This is a genomic window from Sorangium sp. So ce381 (assembly GCF_051473845.1).
In the GTDB taxonomy this organism is placed as follows: Bacteria; Myxococcota_A; Polyangia; order Polyangiales; family Polyangiaceae; genus Sorangium; species Sorangium atrum.
Window position 1 is genome coordinate 2,045,409 of the sequence record NZ_CP150336.1, and the last position, 17,324, is coordinate 2,062,732.

Consider the following 17,324-nt stretch of genomic DNA (forward strand, 5'->3'; position numbering starts at 1 on the left):
GTCGCTACTCAACTACTCAACTACGCTAGTCTAGCGCCGCCGCCGCGGCTCCCGGCCGCTCGTGGGTGGCTTGATGTCGCGCGAGAGCGGCAGCTCGACGGAGAAGGTCGAGCCCTCGCCGATCTCGCTCGCCACGCTCACCCGCCCTCCGTGCGCCTCGACGATGGTGCGCGTGATGTAGAGGCCCAGCCCGAGCCCGCCGTAATGACGCGACGAGACGCCCCGGCGATACCGCTCGAAGACCTGCTCTCGCACGTCGGCGGGGATGCCGATGCCATGATCGGTCACCGAGAGACGGGCGATCTCTCCGTCCGATGCGATGGTGAGCTCGAGCGGCTTTCCCCCGCCGAACTTGATCGCGTTGCTCAGCAGGTTGGTCACGACCTGCTCGATGCGCTGCGCGTCCCAGCGGCCGACGACCGGCCCGGCGGCGCGCACGTCGAGCGCGCAGCCTGCCCGCGCGAGCTGGTCGTCCAGGTACGTGGCGACCTCTCCCACGATCGCGCGGAGATCGATCTCGATCGGGTCGAGCTCCAGGCGCCCCGCCTGGATGCGGGAGACGTCGAGGAGCATGTCGACCAGGGCGACGAGGCGCTTGATCTGCCGCTGCGAGAGATCGACCGACGCGCGCGCCCGCTCGATGCCCTCCGCGCCTCGCGAGAGCTTCTTCTCCATCGAATGGACGGCGAGCTGCAGGCTGGTCAGCGGCGTCCGGAGCTCGTGCGAGGCGACGGAGAGGAACTCGTCCCGCGCGCGGACGGCCTCCTCCGCGCGGGCGCGCGCTCGCTGCTCGTCCGCCAGCAGGCGGTCCCGCTGCTGCTCGGCCTGCACGCGCGTGGTGACGTCGCGGAAGCTCCAGACCCGCCCGACGATGCGCCCGCTCACGCGCTGAGGCTGGGAGCAGCGCTCGAAGACCCTGCCGTCGTCGAACGTCAGGGTGTCGACGCCGCTCGCCTCGCGAGGATCATCGACGCTCGTCGTCGTCCTCGTCATCCTCGCTGTCTTCGCTGTCTTTCCTGTCTTCGTTTCTTGCAGGAGCTGCTCCGAGTCCGCGAGCTGATCGACGCAGAGCGCCAGGCGGTCGTCCTGCGAGAGGAGCACCTGCTCGGGGATCCCCCACATCTCCCTGAACCTTCGGTTGTGCCGCACGGGGCGGCCCGCGTCGTCGACGACGAGGATGCCGTCCGCCGTCGAGTCGAGCGTGGCCTCGAGCAGCGCGTGCGAGTGGCGCAGCATCTCCTCGGCGCGCTTGCGCTCGGTGACGTCCGTCGAGATCCCGCACACCGCATACGACGTCCCGTCCGGATGGCGCAGCGGGAACTTGAGGGAGAGGAACACGTGCATGCCGTCGGGCGCCGAGACGAACTCGTCCCTCTCGATGGGGTTGTCCTCCCGCAGCGCGGCGAGATCGTTGGCGCGCACCGCGTCGGCGATCTCGGTCGGGAACAGCTCGTGGTCGGTCTTGCCGAGGATGTCCTCGCGGCTCACGTGCACGACGTCCTCATAACGGCGGTTGACGAGCAGGTACCGCCCGTCCGGGGCCTTGACGAACACGACGGCGGGCGTGTTGTCGAGGATGGCCTGCAGGAGCGAGCTGCTGTCGTGCAAGGACGCCTCCGCGCGCCGGCGCTGCGCGTTCTCCAGCTGGAGCTCGCCGTAGAGCCGCGCGTTCTCGAGCGAGATGGCCGCCTGCGACGCGAGGACATCGAGGACGCCCAGCTCCGCCGTGGAGAAGGCGCCCGGGACCAGGTCGTTCTCCAGGTAGAGCAGGCCCACCGCCTCGTCCTGGCGCACGATGGGCACGCCGAGGGCCGAGCGCCGGGGGCGCAGCGCATCGCCGAAATAGGGATCCATCGCGAACCGGTGCGGCGCAGCCGCGTCGTCGATCGCGATGGGCTTGCGGGCGCGGACGACGGCCGTGCAGAGCGACAGGGGCACCTGCGACGGCGCCGCGAGGCGGCCGGCGGGGCCGAAGGCGCGCTCGCCGTCGCCGCTCGCGTCCGCCAGGACGAGGCCCTCCGGCGACGAGAGGAGCAGGCAGCCGCGCTGCGCGCCCACGTGCTCCATGGCCACGCGCAGGAGCCGCGCGTGCAGCTGGGGCAGGACCAGCGCGCTCGAGATCTCCTGGGAGGCCTTCAAAATGCCGAGCATATCCAGGTACTTGACGTCGCCAACCCCGGACGCGGGCCGCCTCGCGAGCTCGGGGTGCCGCTGGAGCAGGGCGCAGACCTTCGCCCGCGCGCCCCAAGCCTCGTAGCTGTCGCGGGCGCGCGCGAGGTAGGCGCTCGCCGCCGTGTCGAGCCCCCGCTGCTCGTAGAAGCGCGCGCAGAGCTCGCTGGCGAGCCCCTCGACCTCGAGGAACCCGCCGGCGCGGGCGTCCTCGAGGGCCTGCTCGTACGCGCGCTCCGCGGCGAGCTCATCGCCCGAGAGGCGCGCGAGCTCGGCCGAGACCAGGGCTGCCTGGTGTGCGAAGTTCGCCGGGGAAACCTCCGCGAGCGCCGTCAGGTGGGCGAGGTGCGCGCGCACGGCCTCGAGGCAGGCGGGCGGGGGCGCGCGAGCGTGGCCGGCAGAGCGCGCGACCGCCGCGTAGAAGTGAAGCTGGGCGGCCCCGAGGAAGCCGCGCGCGGCCTGCAGCAAGGCGCCCGCGCGCTCCGCCGCTTCGACGGCCCCGCCCGGATCGCCGAGGTGCAGGCGCGCCTGCAGCTCGAGGAGGTGGCCATGGAAGCCCCTGATCGGCGACCTCTGCGCGAGCTCCTCGGCGGAGCCGTCCGCAGGGCGATCGGGCGCGGAGGGGTCGCGCAGCCGCGCGAACAGGCGTAGCTGGTCGCGGAAGGCCTCCTGGTCGAGCCAGCCGCTCGTCCGCTCGGCGAACGCGAGGCGCCGGGTCGCCTCGTCGGCGACGTCGTCGAGGGAGTCGCCGACGAACAGCCGGAGCGCGACGAGCTGATGGCCGAAGTAGCACGCGAAAGGGTAGTTGCCGGCGGAGATCGCCGCGTCCAGCTCGCGCTGCATGAGCTCCAGACAGCGTCGGACCGGCATCTTCAGGTAGCCGAGCAAGACGATGAACGTGAAGCTCGCCCTGGGCCTGTACGGCGAGTGCTCCTCGCGCTGGGCGAGCCGATAGCCCGCCTCGCCGAAGGCGAACGCGTCCGCGGGGCGCCCGCGCCGCTCGGCCAGGACGAGCCCGAAGGTCGCGTAGGCGGCCGCGGAGCTGCCCGTGTTCCCGTGCGTCAGCGAGAGCTCCACGGCGACGCTGGCGGCGGCCGCCATGACGTCCCAGCTCGCGTGGTAAGCGGGCTGGTAGAGCGTGGCGGCGAGATCGCAGACGGCCCGGGTGCGCGGGTCGGTCATGGGCGGCAGGTCCGGGAGGGCGGAGATGGCGAGGGCGCGGCCCTCGAGGCGACCCAGGACCGCTGCGACGGCGGCGTCGACCGCGGCGGCCTCCGGGTGGCGCGGCAGGGGGAGCCCGCAGTGGCCGAAGCCTGCGACGCAGCTCTCGACGGCGGCGTCCATCGCGCCTTGCGCGACCTGGATCTCGGCGAGCAGGGCGTACACGGTCGCGGCCGCGCACCGCCCGGAGGCGCGCTCGCACAGCGACGCGCAGATGCGCTCCGCGGCCGCGAGCTCGCCGGTCGCGAACCGGCACTGGGCCAGCGCGAAGTCGAGCTCGAACGCGAGCTCGGCGCGCGCGCCCCCGAGCAGCTCGGCGCCCTGCAGGAAGAAGCCGATGGCCGCGGCGTGGTGGGTCGCGGCCTGGGCCTTCCGGCCCGCGCGCAGGTCGAGCTCGGCGGCCCGCGCGCGCTCCTCCGGCGACGTGATCCGTGACGCGCCGCGGGTGATCTGGCGGACGATCTCGAACAGCTGGGCCTCGATGCGGTCGGGCGGGAGGCCGTCGAGCAGGGCGCGCGCGGCGGCGAGGTGCGCCTCGGGCCGCTGCTCGGCGGGGGTGAGCTCGTAGGCGACCTGATGGATGCGGTCGTGAAGGAAGCGGATCTCGCGGTCGATCCGGACGATGAGCCGCAGGGCGAAGGCCGCTTGCAGGCGCTCGATGACGGCGTCTTCCGGGCAGCCGAGGAGGAGCGCCAGGGTCGCCAGATCCGCGGCGTCGCCGAACACGGCGAACCGCCGCAGCGCGTCCTGCGTGCCCGCATCGAGGCTGCGGAGGTTCGCGGCGATGATCTCGGCGACGTCGTCCGAGCACCGCTTTGCCCGGATCTTCTCGAGATCCCACCGGAACGCTCGGGCGGTGGTCGAGAAGCGGATCAGCCCTTCCTGGTAGAGCGTGCCCGCGAGCTGCGCGACGAACAGCGGATTTCCCCCTGTCTTCTCGTGGAGGCTCGCCGCGAGCGGGGCGACCTCCTCCCGGGGGGCGCGCAGCGAGTCGGCCACCCACGAGGTCACGGCGTCGGCGGACAGCGGGGCGATCGCGAGCTCGGTCACGGCGACGTCCTGCTCGCGGAGCCGGCGGATCATCCGGCGCACCGCGTGGGAATCGGAGACCTCGTTGCTCCGGTACGCGCCGAGGATCAGCGTGTCGCGGGCGCCGGGGTCGGTCGCCCAGCGCTCGACGACCTTCAGCGTATAGGCGTCTGTCCACTGGAGATCGTCGAGGAAGACGATGAGCGGCTTCCCCGGCCGCGCGAGCGCGCCGAGGAGCTGGCTGAGCGCCAGCAGGAACCGGGCCTCGGCCTCGGGGGGCGGGATCTCGGGCGGCGGGCTCTGCTGGCCGAGGATCCGGGCGAGCGCCGGGAGCATGCCGGCCAGCAGCGACGCGTTCGCGCCCAGCGCCCCCGCGAGGCCGTGCTGCAGCTCCGCGCGCGACGCCTCACCCTCTTCGAGGGCCTGGACGAGCGCGCCGTCCAGCGCCGCGAGGAGCGCCTCACACGGGGCATGGCGCGGGGCCGCCTCGCACCTGCCGCCCGTGAAGCGCGCCGCGGGCGCGCGGACGGACTCGCCCAGGCGATGGACCAGGCGCGTCTTGCCCACGCCCGGGAGGCCGGAGATCAGGACCAGCTCCGTCCGGCCATCGCTCCCGACCCGCGCCACCGCGCCCTCCAGCCGCGCGACCTCGCCGGCGCGGCCGTAGAGCCCGGGGGTCAGCCGCAGAGGGGGCGGCACGTCGGCGAGACCCGGCTGGAACGGAGCGATCCGCCCCTCGGTCCGGAGCGCCTCCCTGCACCGGACGAGATCGTGCTGGAGGCCGGCGGCGCTCTGGTACCTGTCCTCGGGGAGCTTCGCGAGCAGCTTCAGGACGAGCTCGGCGACGGTCGAGGGCAGCGCGGGCACGGACGCGAGCGGCGACGGGGGGACCACCGCGGCGTGGCAGTAGAGCCATCCCAGCAGATCGTTCGCGGCGAACGGCAGCCTTCCGGTGAGGAGCTCGAACAGGATCACGCCGAGCGAGTAGAGGTCCGACCGATGATCGATCGCCACGCCGAGGCGCCCGCCCTGCTCGAGGGACAGGTACGGCCAGGTGCAGGGGGCCGGACGGGCGGATCGGGGGCTACACCGGCCCGGCGAGAGCGACCAGGGGCTGAACCCGGTCAGCTTGATGTCGTCGCCGGGCATGAGCATCACGCGGTGCGGGGTGAGGCCGAGGTGGACGATCTGCCGCCCGTGGATCGTCGCCAGGGCGTCGGCGATGGCGATGGAGAGCCTCAGGAACCGGCCGAGATCCATGGGGGTGCCCACGAGGCGGGCGAGCGGCGTCGCACCGTCGTCCTGGATCACGAGCGCGGGCTGGCCATGGAACGTGCAGATCCGCACCGCCTCCATGGCCACGTCGCAGCCGACCAGCCGGGTCGCCTCCAGCTCGCGCCGCAGCGCCTCGTACTCGGCCGTCGAGGGGTGAGCGGCCTTCAGGGCCTTGACGAGGACGCTCCGCCCCGCCGGCTCGCGCGCCCGGTAGAGCGCGAAATCCGGTCCTTCGTCCAGCACGGCCTCCGCGAGGTATTCGGTCGCTGTCTGCATGGCTCTGGCGTGCTGGGCGTGACACACGTCTCCGGGGCGCAGCTGCGCTCGAAAGCGCCTGCGCTGCCGACCGGCAGGCAGGCAGGATCGGTACCAGAGGTGAGCGGTCGGCTCCGCGGCGGATCCAGGCATCCGGGCGACTCGATGCGCCGGCTGCGGCGTGACGGCCGGTCAGGGTGAGCCGCGTCGATCGCGGAGTCGTCGGACGCTGTCTGCCGAGCTCAGCCTTGAGCGGAACGCTCACCGTATCGTCCGCTGGCGCGCAAGTGCGCGAGTGACGGGGGGCGAGACGACGAGAGAGGCAGCGGAGGAGACGTCAGGTCACGAGCGCCCGCAACCCCGCCTCGCGGGCGCGTCGGGCGCCGCTGGTCTGGAGTCGATAGGACATGACAGCATGTCGGGGTCGGCCGGCGAAGGACGCCCGTGATCGGTGAGCCAGCCTCCAGACGAGCTCGGAACGGGGCGGAACGGAGCGGAACGGAGCGGTACGGAGCACAACGGGAACAGCTCGTTCATTCGTCCGCGGTCGTCCACGGTCGTCCAGGATGTCATCTGCTTGCGTCATCCCGCAATCGATTGCGCTTCCATTCCAGTCGTGCCAACTCCATTGGAGGGGACGCGCCGGACCTCTCAGCTGAAACCAGCGGCCAGGTGGAAGCTCTTTTTGGCGGTGCAGCTCGAAGGGGAGACGGCAGGTCACGCTGGCGTACATATTGCGAGCCTTCACGCCAGACGCCCACGCTGAATGCGCCTCCGGCCCTCCGGGGGGCAAACGCCGTGGAAGGATTCGTTCTTCATGAAAGCAAGGTTGGGAAGAGCCATGATCGATCAACCACGAGCGGTCAACCGCAGGACGTTCTTGCAAGGGATGACCCAGATCGCCTCGCTGGCCGCCGCGGCGCCCGCGCTCGGTTCGGACCCATGGAGAGGCGCCTGCTCGACCACGCTCACCACGGGGCGGCCCGAGGACGTGAACATGAGCTCGGAGCGGCTGGACGACGTCTTCGCGCGGATCCAGCGCCGCGTGAACGACGCCCTGTTTCCCGGCGCCACGGCGCTGGTCGCCCGGCACGGGGTCATCGTGGGTCACAGGGCCTTCGGCAGCAAGGTCGCCGGCGCCGACGAGCCGGTGACGCTCGATACGATCTTCGACGTCCAGTCGATGAGCAAGGTGCTCTCGACCGCGGCGACGGCCCTCGCGCTCGTGGAAGAGCGCGTGATCCGGCTGGACGCGCCGGTCGCCAGGTACCTGCCGGAGTTCGCCGCCAACGGAAAGGGGGCTGTCACCGTCTACGACATGCTCCGTTATTCGTCCGGTCTGCCGCTGGACAACCAGTGCTTGGATGAGGACGTCGAGACGGCCTGGTGCATCATGGCCGAGACCCCGCTCGAATACGCGACGGGCAGATCGGCGCTGTACAGCGATCTCACGTACCGCCTCCTCGGCCGCATGATCGAGGCCGCCGCGGGGGACGATCTCGACGCCATCGCGAGAGAGTGCATCTGGCGTCCTCTCGGCATGAGCGACACGATGTACAACCCGCCTCCGGAGCTCGTCGAGCGCGTCGCGGCCACGGGGTACTCCGCCCGCCGGGGCTGCCTCGTGCGGGGCCAGGTGCAGGACGAGCAGGACTTCGCGCTGGGCGGCGTCGCCGGCTGCGACGGCGTGTTCACCACGGCGCGCGACGTGGCCGTCTTCTGCCAGATGATCTTGAACGGCGGCGCCTACGGCAACGCCGAGGTCTTGCGGCCCGATCTGGTCCGGCAGATGAAGAAGAACAACACGCCCTACGTGACGGAGGCGGCGACCGACACGTCGCCCATCAACAACCTGCTCCTCGCCCCGAAGGGCCTCGGGTGGGAGCTCCGGACACGGCGCTTCTCGAACGGCGGCATGCGCCTGTCGCCGCGCGCCTACGGAAAGGCGGGCGGCGCCGGCACGTTCATGTGGGTCGATCCGGATCTCGAGATCATCGGCGTCCTCCTGACCAACCACGGCCTGCCGCAGCCGTTCGATGAGCTCGGCTGGAACCGCATGCTCGACAGCGTCGGTTGCACCGAGTTCTTCGACGGCATCATCAACGCCGTGCACCACTGATCGCCGTCGCGGCCGAGCGGCGCTTCTCCAGGTCGTTCAGGCGGCTTCCACGGGGAGCGGCTCCTCCGGCTCGGCGGCGGCGGCGGCGAGCGTCCGGCGCAGCAATGGGCCGATGGTCAGGCCCTGCACCACGATGGAGACGACCACCACGACATAGGTGATGGTCAGCACCATCTCGCGCTCCGGAACGAGCGTGCCGTCCGCGAGCTTTCCGGGGATGGAGAGCGCGAGGGCCACCGAGACGCCGCCGCGCAGGCCGCCCCACGTGAGGATACGGATCGCCCCCGGGGTGAAGACCCTGCGCCTCTTCATGAGGCTCACCGGCAGCGCGACCGCGATGAACCGCGCGAGCAGCACGACCGGAAACGCGAGGAGCCCTGCGAGCAGCGACTGGGCGTCGAAGGCGACGATCAAGAGCTCGAGGCCGATCAAGACGAACAGCACCGCGTTCAGGATCTCGTCCATCAGCTCCCAGAAGTCGTCCAGGTGCTCGCGGGTCTTCTCGCTCATGGCGCCGGCGCGCGCCTCGTTCCCGATGAAGAGCCCGGCCACCACCATGGCGATGGGGCCGGAGACATGGATCGCGTACGCCAGGGCATAGCCGCCCGCCGCGGTCGCCAGCGAGAGCAAGACCTCGACCTTGTAGTCGTCGACCTGCCGGAGCATGGCGAGCGTCACGAAGCCGAGCGCGAGGCCGTACAGCACGCCGCCGATCGCCTCCTGGACGAACAGCAGGGAGAGCCGCTGCAGATCGAGGCCCGACGTCCCCGACGCGATCTCCAGGAGCCCGATGAACGCCACCACCGCCACGCCGTCGTTGAAGAGCGACTCTCCGGCTATCTTCATCTCGAGCTCCTTGGGCGCCCCCACGTGCTTGAGGACCCCGAGCACCGCGATGGGATCGGTGGGGGAGATGAGCGCGCCGAAGAGCAAGCAGTAGACCGGCCGGATGTGCACGCCCATCAGCGTCATCAGGGCGTAGGTCATGCCGCCCACCAGCACCGTGGACATGAGCACACCCCCGGTGGCCAGGACGCCGATGACGACCCGCTGCTTCTTCAGATCCGCCAGGTTGACGTGCAACGCGGCGGCAAACAGGAGAAAACCGAGCATCCCCTGCATCAACGTCTTGTTGAAGTCGATGCCATGGAGGTGCTCCTTCGCCTCGGCCTCCACCTCCGGAAACAGCTCTCCGATGGCCACCATGACGAGGGACGTCGTCATCGCGATCAGCATCAACCCGATCGTCGTCGGCAGCTTGAGGAGCCGATGGTTGAAGAAGCTGAAGATCGCAGCGAGCGAGAGCAGCGCTGCCGAGACTTGGAATAGATCCATGCTCCCAGGCTTACAGACGGACGCGCGCCGGCTCAGGCGAGGCGCGGCGACGTCCGGATAAAAAGTTGCACGTCAAAGTTTCCCCAAGGGAGAAGGAAATCCAAGCCGACTCAAAATGTCAAGCCTCGACCGCGGGACCTGCGCCGGGCTGCCCGAACGCCGGGGGTCGCGACAGAAAGCCCCGCCCGTCGGATCGAAAGCCGTGCCCTGTCGAGACGGCACGAACGACGCTACTCCCCGCTGCAGGCGGACCGAGCGACCGTCGGCCAAGTAGAAGGTAGGATGAAGACACACGAGCACGGAAAGCACGCAGTGGGATTCGAGCGCGAGCGAACCCTGAGCTACGACCGGCGACTGACCTCGCGGAGCGGGGAGCGAGGGAGTTCAAGCTCCCGCTCCGCGAGGCTGGCTTGCAGGCGGAGAGGCGAGGTCGTCAGGGATTGAACGTGGCGACGAAGATGTCGGTCGCCGCTGCGTAGGGGATCGGGCCGGTCCCGAAGTCGACCGGCGCGCGCGTGCTGCCGGTGATCGCAACCGTGCCATTCGGAGACACGGCGATGTCCTCCACGAGACGGTCGTGTGAATCGCTGCTGGGCGGGTCGAAGGCGACCGACCAGAGCTTGGTCCCGTCCTCGTCGAGCTTGGCGAGCCCCGAGGGGCCGGCGACGAATAGTCCGCCGGCAGGATCGAGGGAGATCCTGTGGAAGGGAGCGCTGATCGTGTGGCTGGAGAGCACCTCTCCTGCTGCGTCGAGCTTGACCAGCACGGATCCCCCCACCGCGCCGCCGCCGAAGTCGACGGTGCCGTCCGTGAGGCCCGTCACGAGGACCTCGTCGGCCGCGTTGACCGCCACCGAATAGGCTGCCGCCAGGGGGTACGTCGCCATCGACGGAAACAGCTTTTCCCACAGCACGGCCCCCGCCGGGGCGAGCTTGGTGACGTTGAATGTCGGCCACGGGGGCAGGCCCGTATCGAAGCTCGGGGTCACCGCGAGCACGTTGCCAGCGCTGTCGAGCGCGATGCGTCCCGCTCCATTGACCAGTGTATAGTTGTACATCCCTTGCAGGTGGGCTGTCCAGAGGACGGCGGTACCTCCGGCGCCCACCTTTGCCAGTCGATAACCTTCATCGACGACATAGAGCACGTACACATCGCCGGCGCCGTCGACGGCAGCCTGCTGTACCATCCAGGGCCAGCCCGAGGTGCCGAGTCTGCCTGGGAAGCCGTTGCTCCAGATGTGATTGCCCTCGGAGTCGAATGCGGCCACGAACAGCGTGCCCTCATCGAGAACGGGCGGGAGGGGACCCCCACCGAGATCCGGACCTGGCGTGAGAGTTTCACCGTCATAGACCCCGACGAGCACGATATTGCCGCTTCCGTCGACGGCCATGGTGGCGTTCGCGTCGTTGTATTCGGTCCCGAAGCGCTTGCTCCAGATCACCGAGCCAGCGGGATCGAGTTTGAGGAAGAAGACGTCCGACCCCCCTGCGCTGGTGACGGGGCCGGCGCCGAAGTCGACCGTTCCTCGGAAGCTACCCGAGACGTAGAAGTTGCCAGCGGCGTCGCTCACGATGGACAGCCCCAGGTCGTCGCCGGACCCCCCGTATCCCCGCGCCCACGGCGGGAGCTGGGGGCAATCGGGCACGCCGTCGCAACTCTCGTCCACCGGGGTGGCGCAGAGCTCTTCGGTGGGCGCCACCGCACCTGTGCAGGGGCCGTAACCCAGCCCGTCGGAGCGGCACGTTTGTGTACCTGTCACGCACGGCCCGACGCCGACGGTCCCTACGGGGCCGGTGTAGCAGGTGAGGACCGAGCCCGGCACGCACGTGCCTTCCGTGCTGCCACCGCCGCCCGCGCCGCCGCCGCCCGCGCCGCCGCCGCCCGCGCCGCCGCCGCCCTCGCCGCTGCCGCTGCCGCCGCCGCTGCCCGCAGTCTCGCAGTCCCACTCGCCGCCGTCGCAGGGCGGGCTGAACATGGCGACGAAGATGTCGCGACCCGCTGCGTAGGGGATCGGGCCGGCCCCGAAGTCCGCCGGCGCGAGCGCGCTCCCGGTGACGGCCACGGCGCCGTTCGGAGAGACAGCGATGTCCTTCGCGAGAGGATCGAAGTCGACCGACCAGGTCTCCGACCCGCTCGCGTCGAGCCTGGCAAGGCCGTGCCCGGCGACGAACATGCCGCCTGAGGGGTCGAGGGTGATCTCGTCGCCGAAGCGAACAGAACGGCTCATGAGAGGCTGGCCTCCGGCGTCCAGCTTCACGAGCGCGGCCCCACGGGCGAGCACGCCGCCGCCGAAATCGATGGTTCCGTCCGTGAAGGTCGTCACGAGGATCTCGTCCGCCGCGTTGACCACCACCGACGCGGCCAAGGGCACGGCGGATCTGTCGGCCGAGGTCGACGCGAACGATTGTTGCCACGACAGCGCACCGTAGTAGCTGAACTTGGCGACGATCAGCTCGAATGGAGGGAAGTCCGTACGGCCATAATGCACCTCGGCCGCCACGATCACGTTGCCAGCGCCATCGACCGCAAAGCCTGCTGCCCTGGTGTCAGGATAATCATAGGGATACACTTCGCCCCACCCGCGAAAGAAGCCGGCCGCGAAGCTCACGAACCCTATGATGCCGCCGCTGTCATAGAGGATGTACGCATCGCCGTCGCCGTTGACAGCGACTCGTTTGAGCTCCCAGCTACCCGCTCCGACCTCGAAGCCCGTGTTCTTGATGCGGTTGCCTTCGTGGTCGAACGTGGCACCGATGACCGAGGGCTGGTCGCTCGACGGCAGGGGCCCGTCGCCGAAATCCGGACCTGGCGCCGAAGCATGTCCGGGACCGCCGTTGTAGATTGCGGCGAGGACGATGTTCCCGCTCCCGTCGACGGTCATGGCGGCGTTCTCATCGTCGTACTCGGTTCCGAAGCGCTTGCTCCAGATCACCGAGCCGGAGGGATCGAGCTTGAGGAAGAAGATGTCGGAGCCCCCTGCGCTGGTGAGGGGGCCGGCGCCGAAGTCGACCGTCCCTTCGAAATCGCCCGCGACGTAGTAGTTGCCCGAGGCGTCGCTCACGATGGATAGACCCTCGTCGTCGCCGGGGCCGCCGTACCCTCGCGCCCACGGCGGGAGCCCCGGGCAATGGGGCTCGCCGTCGCAGTTCTCGTCCACCGGCGTGGCGCAGATCTCCTCGGCGGGCGTCACCGCCCCCGTACAGGGGCCGTAGCCCAGCCCGTCGGAGCGGCACGTCTGCGTCCCGGTGACGCACTGTCCAATGTGGGCGACCCCGACGGGGCCGGTATAGCAGGTGAGGACCGTGCCCGGCACGCACGTGCCTGGCGCGCTGCCGCCCGCGCCGCCGCTGCCACTGCCGCTCGCGCCACCATTGCCGCCGGGCTCGACGCTGCCCCCGCTGCCGCTGGGTCCGATGCCGCCGCCCTCGCCGCCACTGCCGCCGCTGCCGCTGGGTCCGATGCCGCCGCCCTCGCCGCCGCTGCCGCTCTCGCCACCACCACTGCCGACAGCACCGGCGCCGCCGCCCTGATCACCGGTCGTGGAGCCGCCGCCCGTTTCGGCGCCGCCGCCCCCGCGCACCACGAGATCGCACGCCGTGGAGGTGAGGACCACCGCGATGGTCAACGCTGCCGAGACACCGCCGCCTGACCTGGATGGTACTGAAACAAGCTGCTCAGGGTCTCTGATCATGCCGCCTTCGATGCCCGGCATGACCAGGACATTCACGCTCCGCCACGAGCCCGACGAGAGGCAAGGTGCTCCGACGCGGCAGACGGCGGCCGTGAACATCACGATGAGGATCTGCTGGCCTCGCTGCGAGGTCAGGAAGATGTTGCTGCGGCAGGGCCCACCGGTGACCATCGCGAGCTCGACAGAGACGATGATGCCGGTCGCAAGTGCCTTGAGCGACAGCGGCCCAGGCGACCGGAACCAGACCAGGAGACAGCCGAGCGACGCGCACAAAGCTGCGAGCTCGACGGAAGACGAGGTGAGGATCCGGCGGTTCGATGGAGAGCATGGCCGTGTGGGTGCCAGGGGGCAACATGACGTGGGGTTCCCTCACGGATCGTCGAAGACACGGTCGGCGCCGAAACCGCGCGCGCTGAGCGCCGTAGATGGGCCAGGAGCCGCGGGGCGAAGTCGGCCCCTTCGATGCGTGGATCGACGATCGAGATCGCGTAGCCGTCGCACGAGGGGGGCGGAGTGCATCAGGGTACGGTCGTCCGAGGTGGGCGTGGCGATCGCCGCGTGAGGCCCCGGGATCGCATCGTTTCCTCGTTCCACGCGGGACGACTGTTGCCAACGCGCCACCAATTGTCGGTATCCTGCTGTGCAATAGCTCGTTTCCCGTGAAGGCATAGGCTGGACGTGACGAATCGCGGCGTGCGTCTCGCGAGCCGTGCGACACTGGCTCACGACGCTCCCGTGGGGAGGAGAGTATGACCAAATCTGCAAACGTCGATGACTCGGGCGCTGCCGGGCACACAGGGGAGATCTCGCGCCGCTTCTTCTTGCGGGCGTTCGCCGGGAGCGTGGCGGCCCTGTCGGGCGCGTGCGATGGGATGACGCCCGTCGAGGAGCCTGCAGCGGAGGCGCTGTCGGAGCTCACGCGGGCGACCGGGGGGCAGCTGGCGGATCTCATCCGCCGGAAGCGGGTGTCGTCGCTCGAGGTCGTGGAGGCCCACCTCGCGCGCATCGCGCAGATCAATCCGCGGCTGAACGCCGTGGTGAAGCTCCGCGCCGACGAGGCAAGAGCGGAGGCGCGGGCGGCGGACAAGGCCCTGGCGAGAGGCAAGCCGCTCGGCCCGCTGCACGGCGTGCCGATGACGATCAAGGATTCCATCGATACCGCCGGCGTGGTGACAACCGGCGGGACGGCCGGGCGAACGAATTTCGTTCCGAAAGAGGACGCCACCGTGGTCCGGCGCCTCAAGGAAGCGGGGGCGATCCTGCTGGGCAAGAGCAATACGCCCGAGATGACGTGGTCGTACGAGACGAACAACGCGGTTTACGGGCGCACCAACAATCCGTATGGCCTCGACCTGTCGCCGGGCGGCTCCAGCGGGGGGGCGGGCGCCATCGTGGCCGCGGGCGGCTCGCCGTTCGACGTGGGGAGCGACACCGGCGGGAGCATCCGCGTGCCGTCGCATTTTTGCGGGATCGCCGGGCTCAAGCCGACCTCCGGCCGCATCCCGCGGACGGGCCATATCGTGCCGGCGGAGGGGCTACTCCAATCGTTCACCGTGCTCGGGCCGATGGCCCGCTCGGTCGACGATCTCTGGCTGCTCTTCAGCGTCCTGGCGGGGCCCGACTGGCGCGACGCGGCGCTGATCCCGGCGCCGCTCGGCAACCCGAAGCACGTGCAGCTCAGGGAGCTGCGGATCGCGATGCACACCGACAACGGGATCGCGGCGCCGGACGCCGCGGTGCGCCAGGCGGTGGTGGACGCGGCGGCGGCGCTGGAGGCGGGCGGCGCGCGGGTGGAGTCGAAGAAGCCCGATGCGCTGAGCGACGTGCTCACGATAGACGCAGATATCTTCCGGGCGGACGGCGGCGCCTGGTTGAGGCGGCTCCTGGATCTGGCCGGAACCACGGACCCCGGCGCCGAGGTGGACGCCGCGCTCGCGAGCGAGCCGCTGTCGAGCGGGGAGCTGACCGCGGCAGTCGAGCGGCTGGACGCGTGGCGGGGGCGGATGCTCGGCTTCATGAAGGATGTCGACGCCATCGTCTGCCCGCCGTGTGTGCTCGAGGCGCTGCCCCACGATGCGTGGGTCGAGCACGGAGTCTACGCAGGATTCAGCTACTCGTTCGCTTACAACATGACAGGGTGGCCGGCGGTCGTCGTGCGCGCGGGCACCTCGTCGCGAGGAACGCCGGTCGGCGTCCAGATCATCGGCCGCCCCTTCCGCGAGGATGTCGTCCTCGCCCTGGCCGGCCACATCGAGCGGGAGCTCGGCGGCTACCGAGCGCCGATGATCTGACGGGAGCTCGGTCCGGTCTGCCGTGTCGGTCCGGGGGGCCTCCGCGGGTCCCTGCCCAACCCGTGTCGGGTCTCCGCATTCCTCGACGGGGCTTGTCTCGACGACGCTCCGGACGAGGGGGACGCGACTATCGGGGGACCAGCACCGACACGCTGTAGGCCGGCATCGCGTAGGTGAAGGCGTTCGTGGCGCGCGGCGCAATCGGATCCGCACGCACGAGATCGGCCTTGGTGGACGTGAGTTGCCACGCGTCGATGGCCGTGTAGCTCTCGTGGGCGGCGAGGGTCACCGCGGCCGTGAGCGGGGCCGCGGTCTTGTTGATGGCGACGAGGACCATCCGGCTCGGATCGGCCTCGTCGATGCTCGCATACACGGTGGCCTTGGCGACGTCGCTCGTCTCGGCGCGGACGGACGTATCGCCGAAGCGCGCGCCCTGCCCGTCGTAGCTCGTGAAGGCGCGCACGCCGGCCCGGAGCATCGAGACCTCTTCGCCGGGATCCCAGATCGTCGCGAGGAACACGCCCTCGCGGCCGAAGACGCCGAGGGCGTCGGCCTGCGCGATCGCGCCGGAGATGTGGTTGCCGCCCCCGTAGTTGTACTCGGTGATGCCGAGGAGGGTGCCCGGGTAATGGGCGTCGATGAGGCCCTGGAGCCAGGGGATGAGCTTGATTGGGCCGTTGAGGACGTCCTTCGCGATCCAGCTGTCCTCGACGAAGGAGGGATCCCAGAGCGAGCGCGGCGCCTGGACGCGGGCCTCGACCGACGCGGGGGACGCATCGGCGCCGATGATGCGCTCGCCGTTCGCGTAGATCTCTGTGTACCAGTGCAGGTCGAGCACGTCGACGAGGCGGCGCCCCTCGCTCACCTCGGCGGCCTTCATGGCGTCGAGCCAGTACTCGATGAAGTTGCCGTCCGCGTCGGGCGCGTCCTGGAGGCTGACATAGCCCGAATACCCGTAGGAGACGAAGCCGGTGACGAGCGCGTTGGGCGCGACGTCCTTGATCGCGGACGCGAACTCGATGTTCTTGTCGACGAGCTCGGCGTAGCGCACCGGCTCCGGGTGGATGCGCTCGTGGCTGTGATTCCAGAGGTCGGGCTCGTTGTCGAGCGAGAACAGGACGCTCGCGACGTCGCCTTCGAAGGCGCGGGGGAAGGCCTGCTTCATCCAGGCGACGAACTCGTCCTGGTACACGGCGTTGTCGCCGAGGTTGGGCGACGAGGAGAAGGGCGCGCCCTTGCGCGCGATCGTCGGGTGAAAGCGGGTCTTGAGGTAATTCTGGGTCTGAGCGACGTCGCCGCCGGGGGCCTTGTCCGCCGCGACATAGCCGCAGATGGGGATGGTCGCGATGAAGGCGGCGCCGTGCGCCAGCGCGCCCTCGGCGTGCATGCGCACCGCCTCCCCGGGGACATCGCCCTTCGGGCTGTTGTCGACGAGGTACGCGTCGTTCTGGTGCATGTAGTCCGAGCCCGCGTTGGAGGCGTTGTTCTCCCAGTTGTACGCGGTCATGCGGTTGCCGCCCATGCGCACGACGGTGGTGCCGCGCTGCTCGCCGTCCAGGTCTTCGGCCCAGTTGGCGCCATAGATGAGCCGGCTGATGGGGCGCACGTCCCGATCGGCGCGCACGGTGAAGGTGACATCACCCGGCCCGGGATCGCCGGGCTCGACGAGGTCCGCGGGAGGATGGCCGCCGGACCCGCCCTGACCGCTGCTGGCCGTGCCGGTGCCGCCGCCGGAAGCGCCGGCGCCGCTGCTGGTCGTGCCGGCGCCGCTGCTGGTCGTGCCGGCGCCGCCGCCAGAAGCGCCGGCGCCGCCGCTGCCAGCAGAGGAGGTGTCGGGGTCGTCGCCGCAGGCGAGGAAGGCGGCAGATGCGAGGAGGACCAGCGTGACGTGCGAGAAGGGAGCGTGTCGAGAAAGCATGCGGTGCATGTACTCCATCGT

General features: G+C 70.3%; 6 protein-coding genes. 2 read left to right on the plus strand and 4 right to left on the minus strand.

The window, feature by feature from the left end; genetic code table 11:
- Positions 1-30: 30 nt before the first annotated feature.
- Entirely contained in the window at positions 31-5,970 is a 5,940-nt protein-coding gene (locus tag WMF29_RS07790; protein WP_437328238.1) for an ATP-binding protein, read from the minus strand.
- Between the two features lie 820 nt (positions 5,971-6,790).
- Between WMF29_RS07790 and WMF29_RS07795 the strand changes: the two genes are divergently transcribed.
- The gene (locus WMF29_RS07795) at positions 6,791-8,068 is read left to right on the plus strand and encodes a serine hydrolase domain-containing protein (RefSeq protein ID WP_437328239.1); all 1,278 of its coding nucleotides are present in this window, start codon (positions 6,791-6,793) and stop codon (positions 8,066-8,068) included.
- Positions 8,069-8,104: 36 nt separating this feature from the next.
- On the opposite strand, the gene WMF29_RS07800 is transcribed toward WMF29_RS07795, so the two are convergent.
- Entirely contained in the window at positions 8,105-9,403 is a 1,299-nt protein-coding gene (locus WMF29_RS07800) for a cation:proton antiporter (protein ID WP_437328240.1), read from the minus strand.
- A gap of 433 nt (positions 9,404-9,836) precedes the next feature.
- On the minus strand, positions 9,837-13,367 hold the full coding sequence (locus WMF29_RS07805; protein WP_437328241.1) for a hypothetical protein: 3,531 nt from the start codon (positions 13,365-13,367) through the stop codon (positions 9,837-9,839).
- 476 nt (positions 13,368-13,843) lie between these two features.
- Between WMF29_RS07805 and WMF29_RS07810 the strand changes: the two genes are divergently transcribed.
- Entirely contained in the window at positions 13,844-15,385 is a 1,542-nt protein-coding gene (locus tag WMF29_RS07810) for an amidase (RefSeq protein WP_437328242.1), read from the plus strand.
- A gap of 127 nt (positions 15,386-15,512) precedes the next feature.
- Here WMF29_RS07810 and WMF29_RS07815 read toward each other — a convergent pair whose 3' ends face one another.
- Complete coding sequence (locus WMF29_RS07815) at positions 15,513-17,303, minus strand: glycoside hydrolase family 44 protein (RefSeq protein ID WP_437328243.1); 1,791 nt, start codon at positions 17,301-17,303, stop codon at positions 15,513-15,515.
- Positions 17,304-17,324 lie beyond the last annotated feature (21 nt).

Coding starts and splice junctions, on each gene's coding strand:
- WMF29_RS07790 (WP_437328238.1), bottom strand. CDS start 5,970: ATGCAGACAGCGACCGAATACCTCGCGGAGGCCGTGCTGGACGAAGGA.
- WMF29_RS07815 (WP_437328243.1), bottom strand. CDS start 17,303: ATGCTTTCTCGACACGCTCCCTTCTCGCACGTCACGCTGGTCCTCCTC.
- WMF29_RS07795 (WP_437328239.1), top strand. CDS start 6,791: ATGATCGATCAACCACGAGCGGTCAACCGCAGGACGTTCTTGCAAGGG.
- WMF29_RS07810 (WP_437328242.1), top strand. CDS start 13,844: ATGACCAAATCTGCAAACGTCGATGACTCGGGCGCTGCCGGGCACACA.
- WMF29_RS07800 (WP_437328240.1), bottom strand. CDS start 9,403: ATGGATCTATTCCAAGTCTCGGCAGCGCTGCTCTCGCTCGCTGCGATC.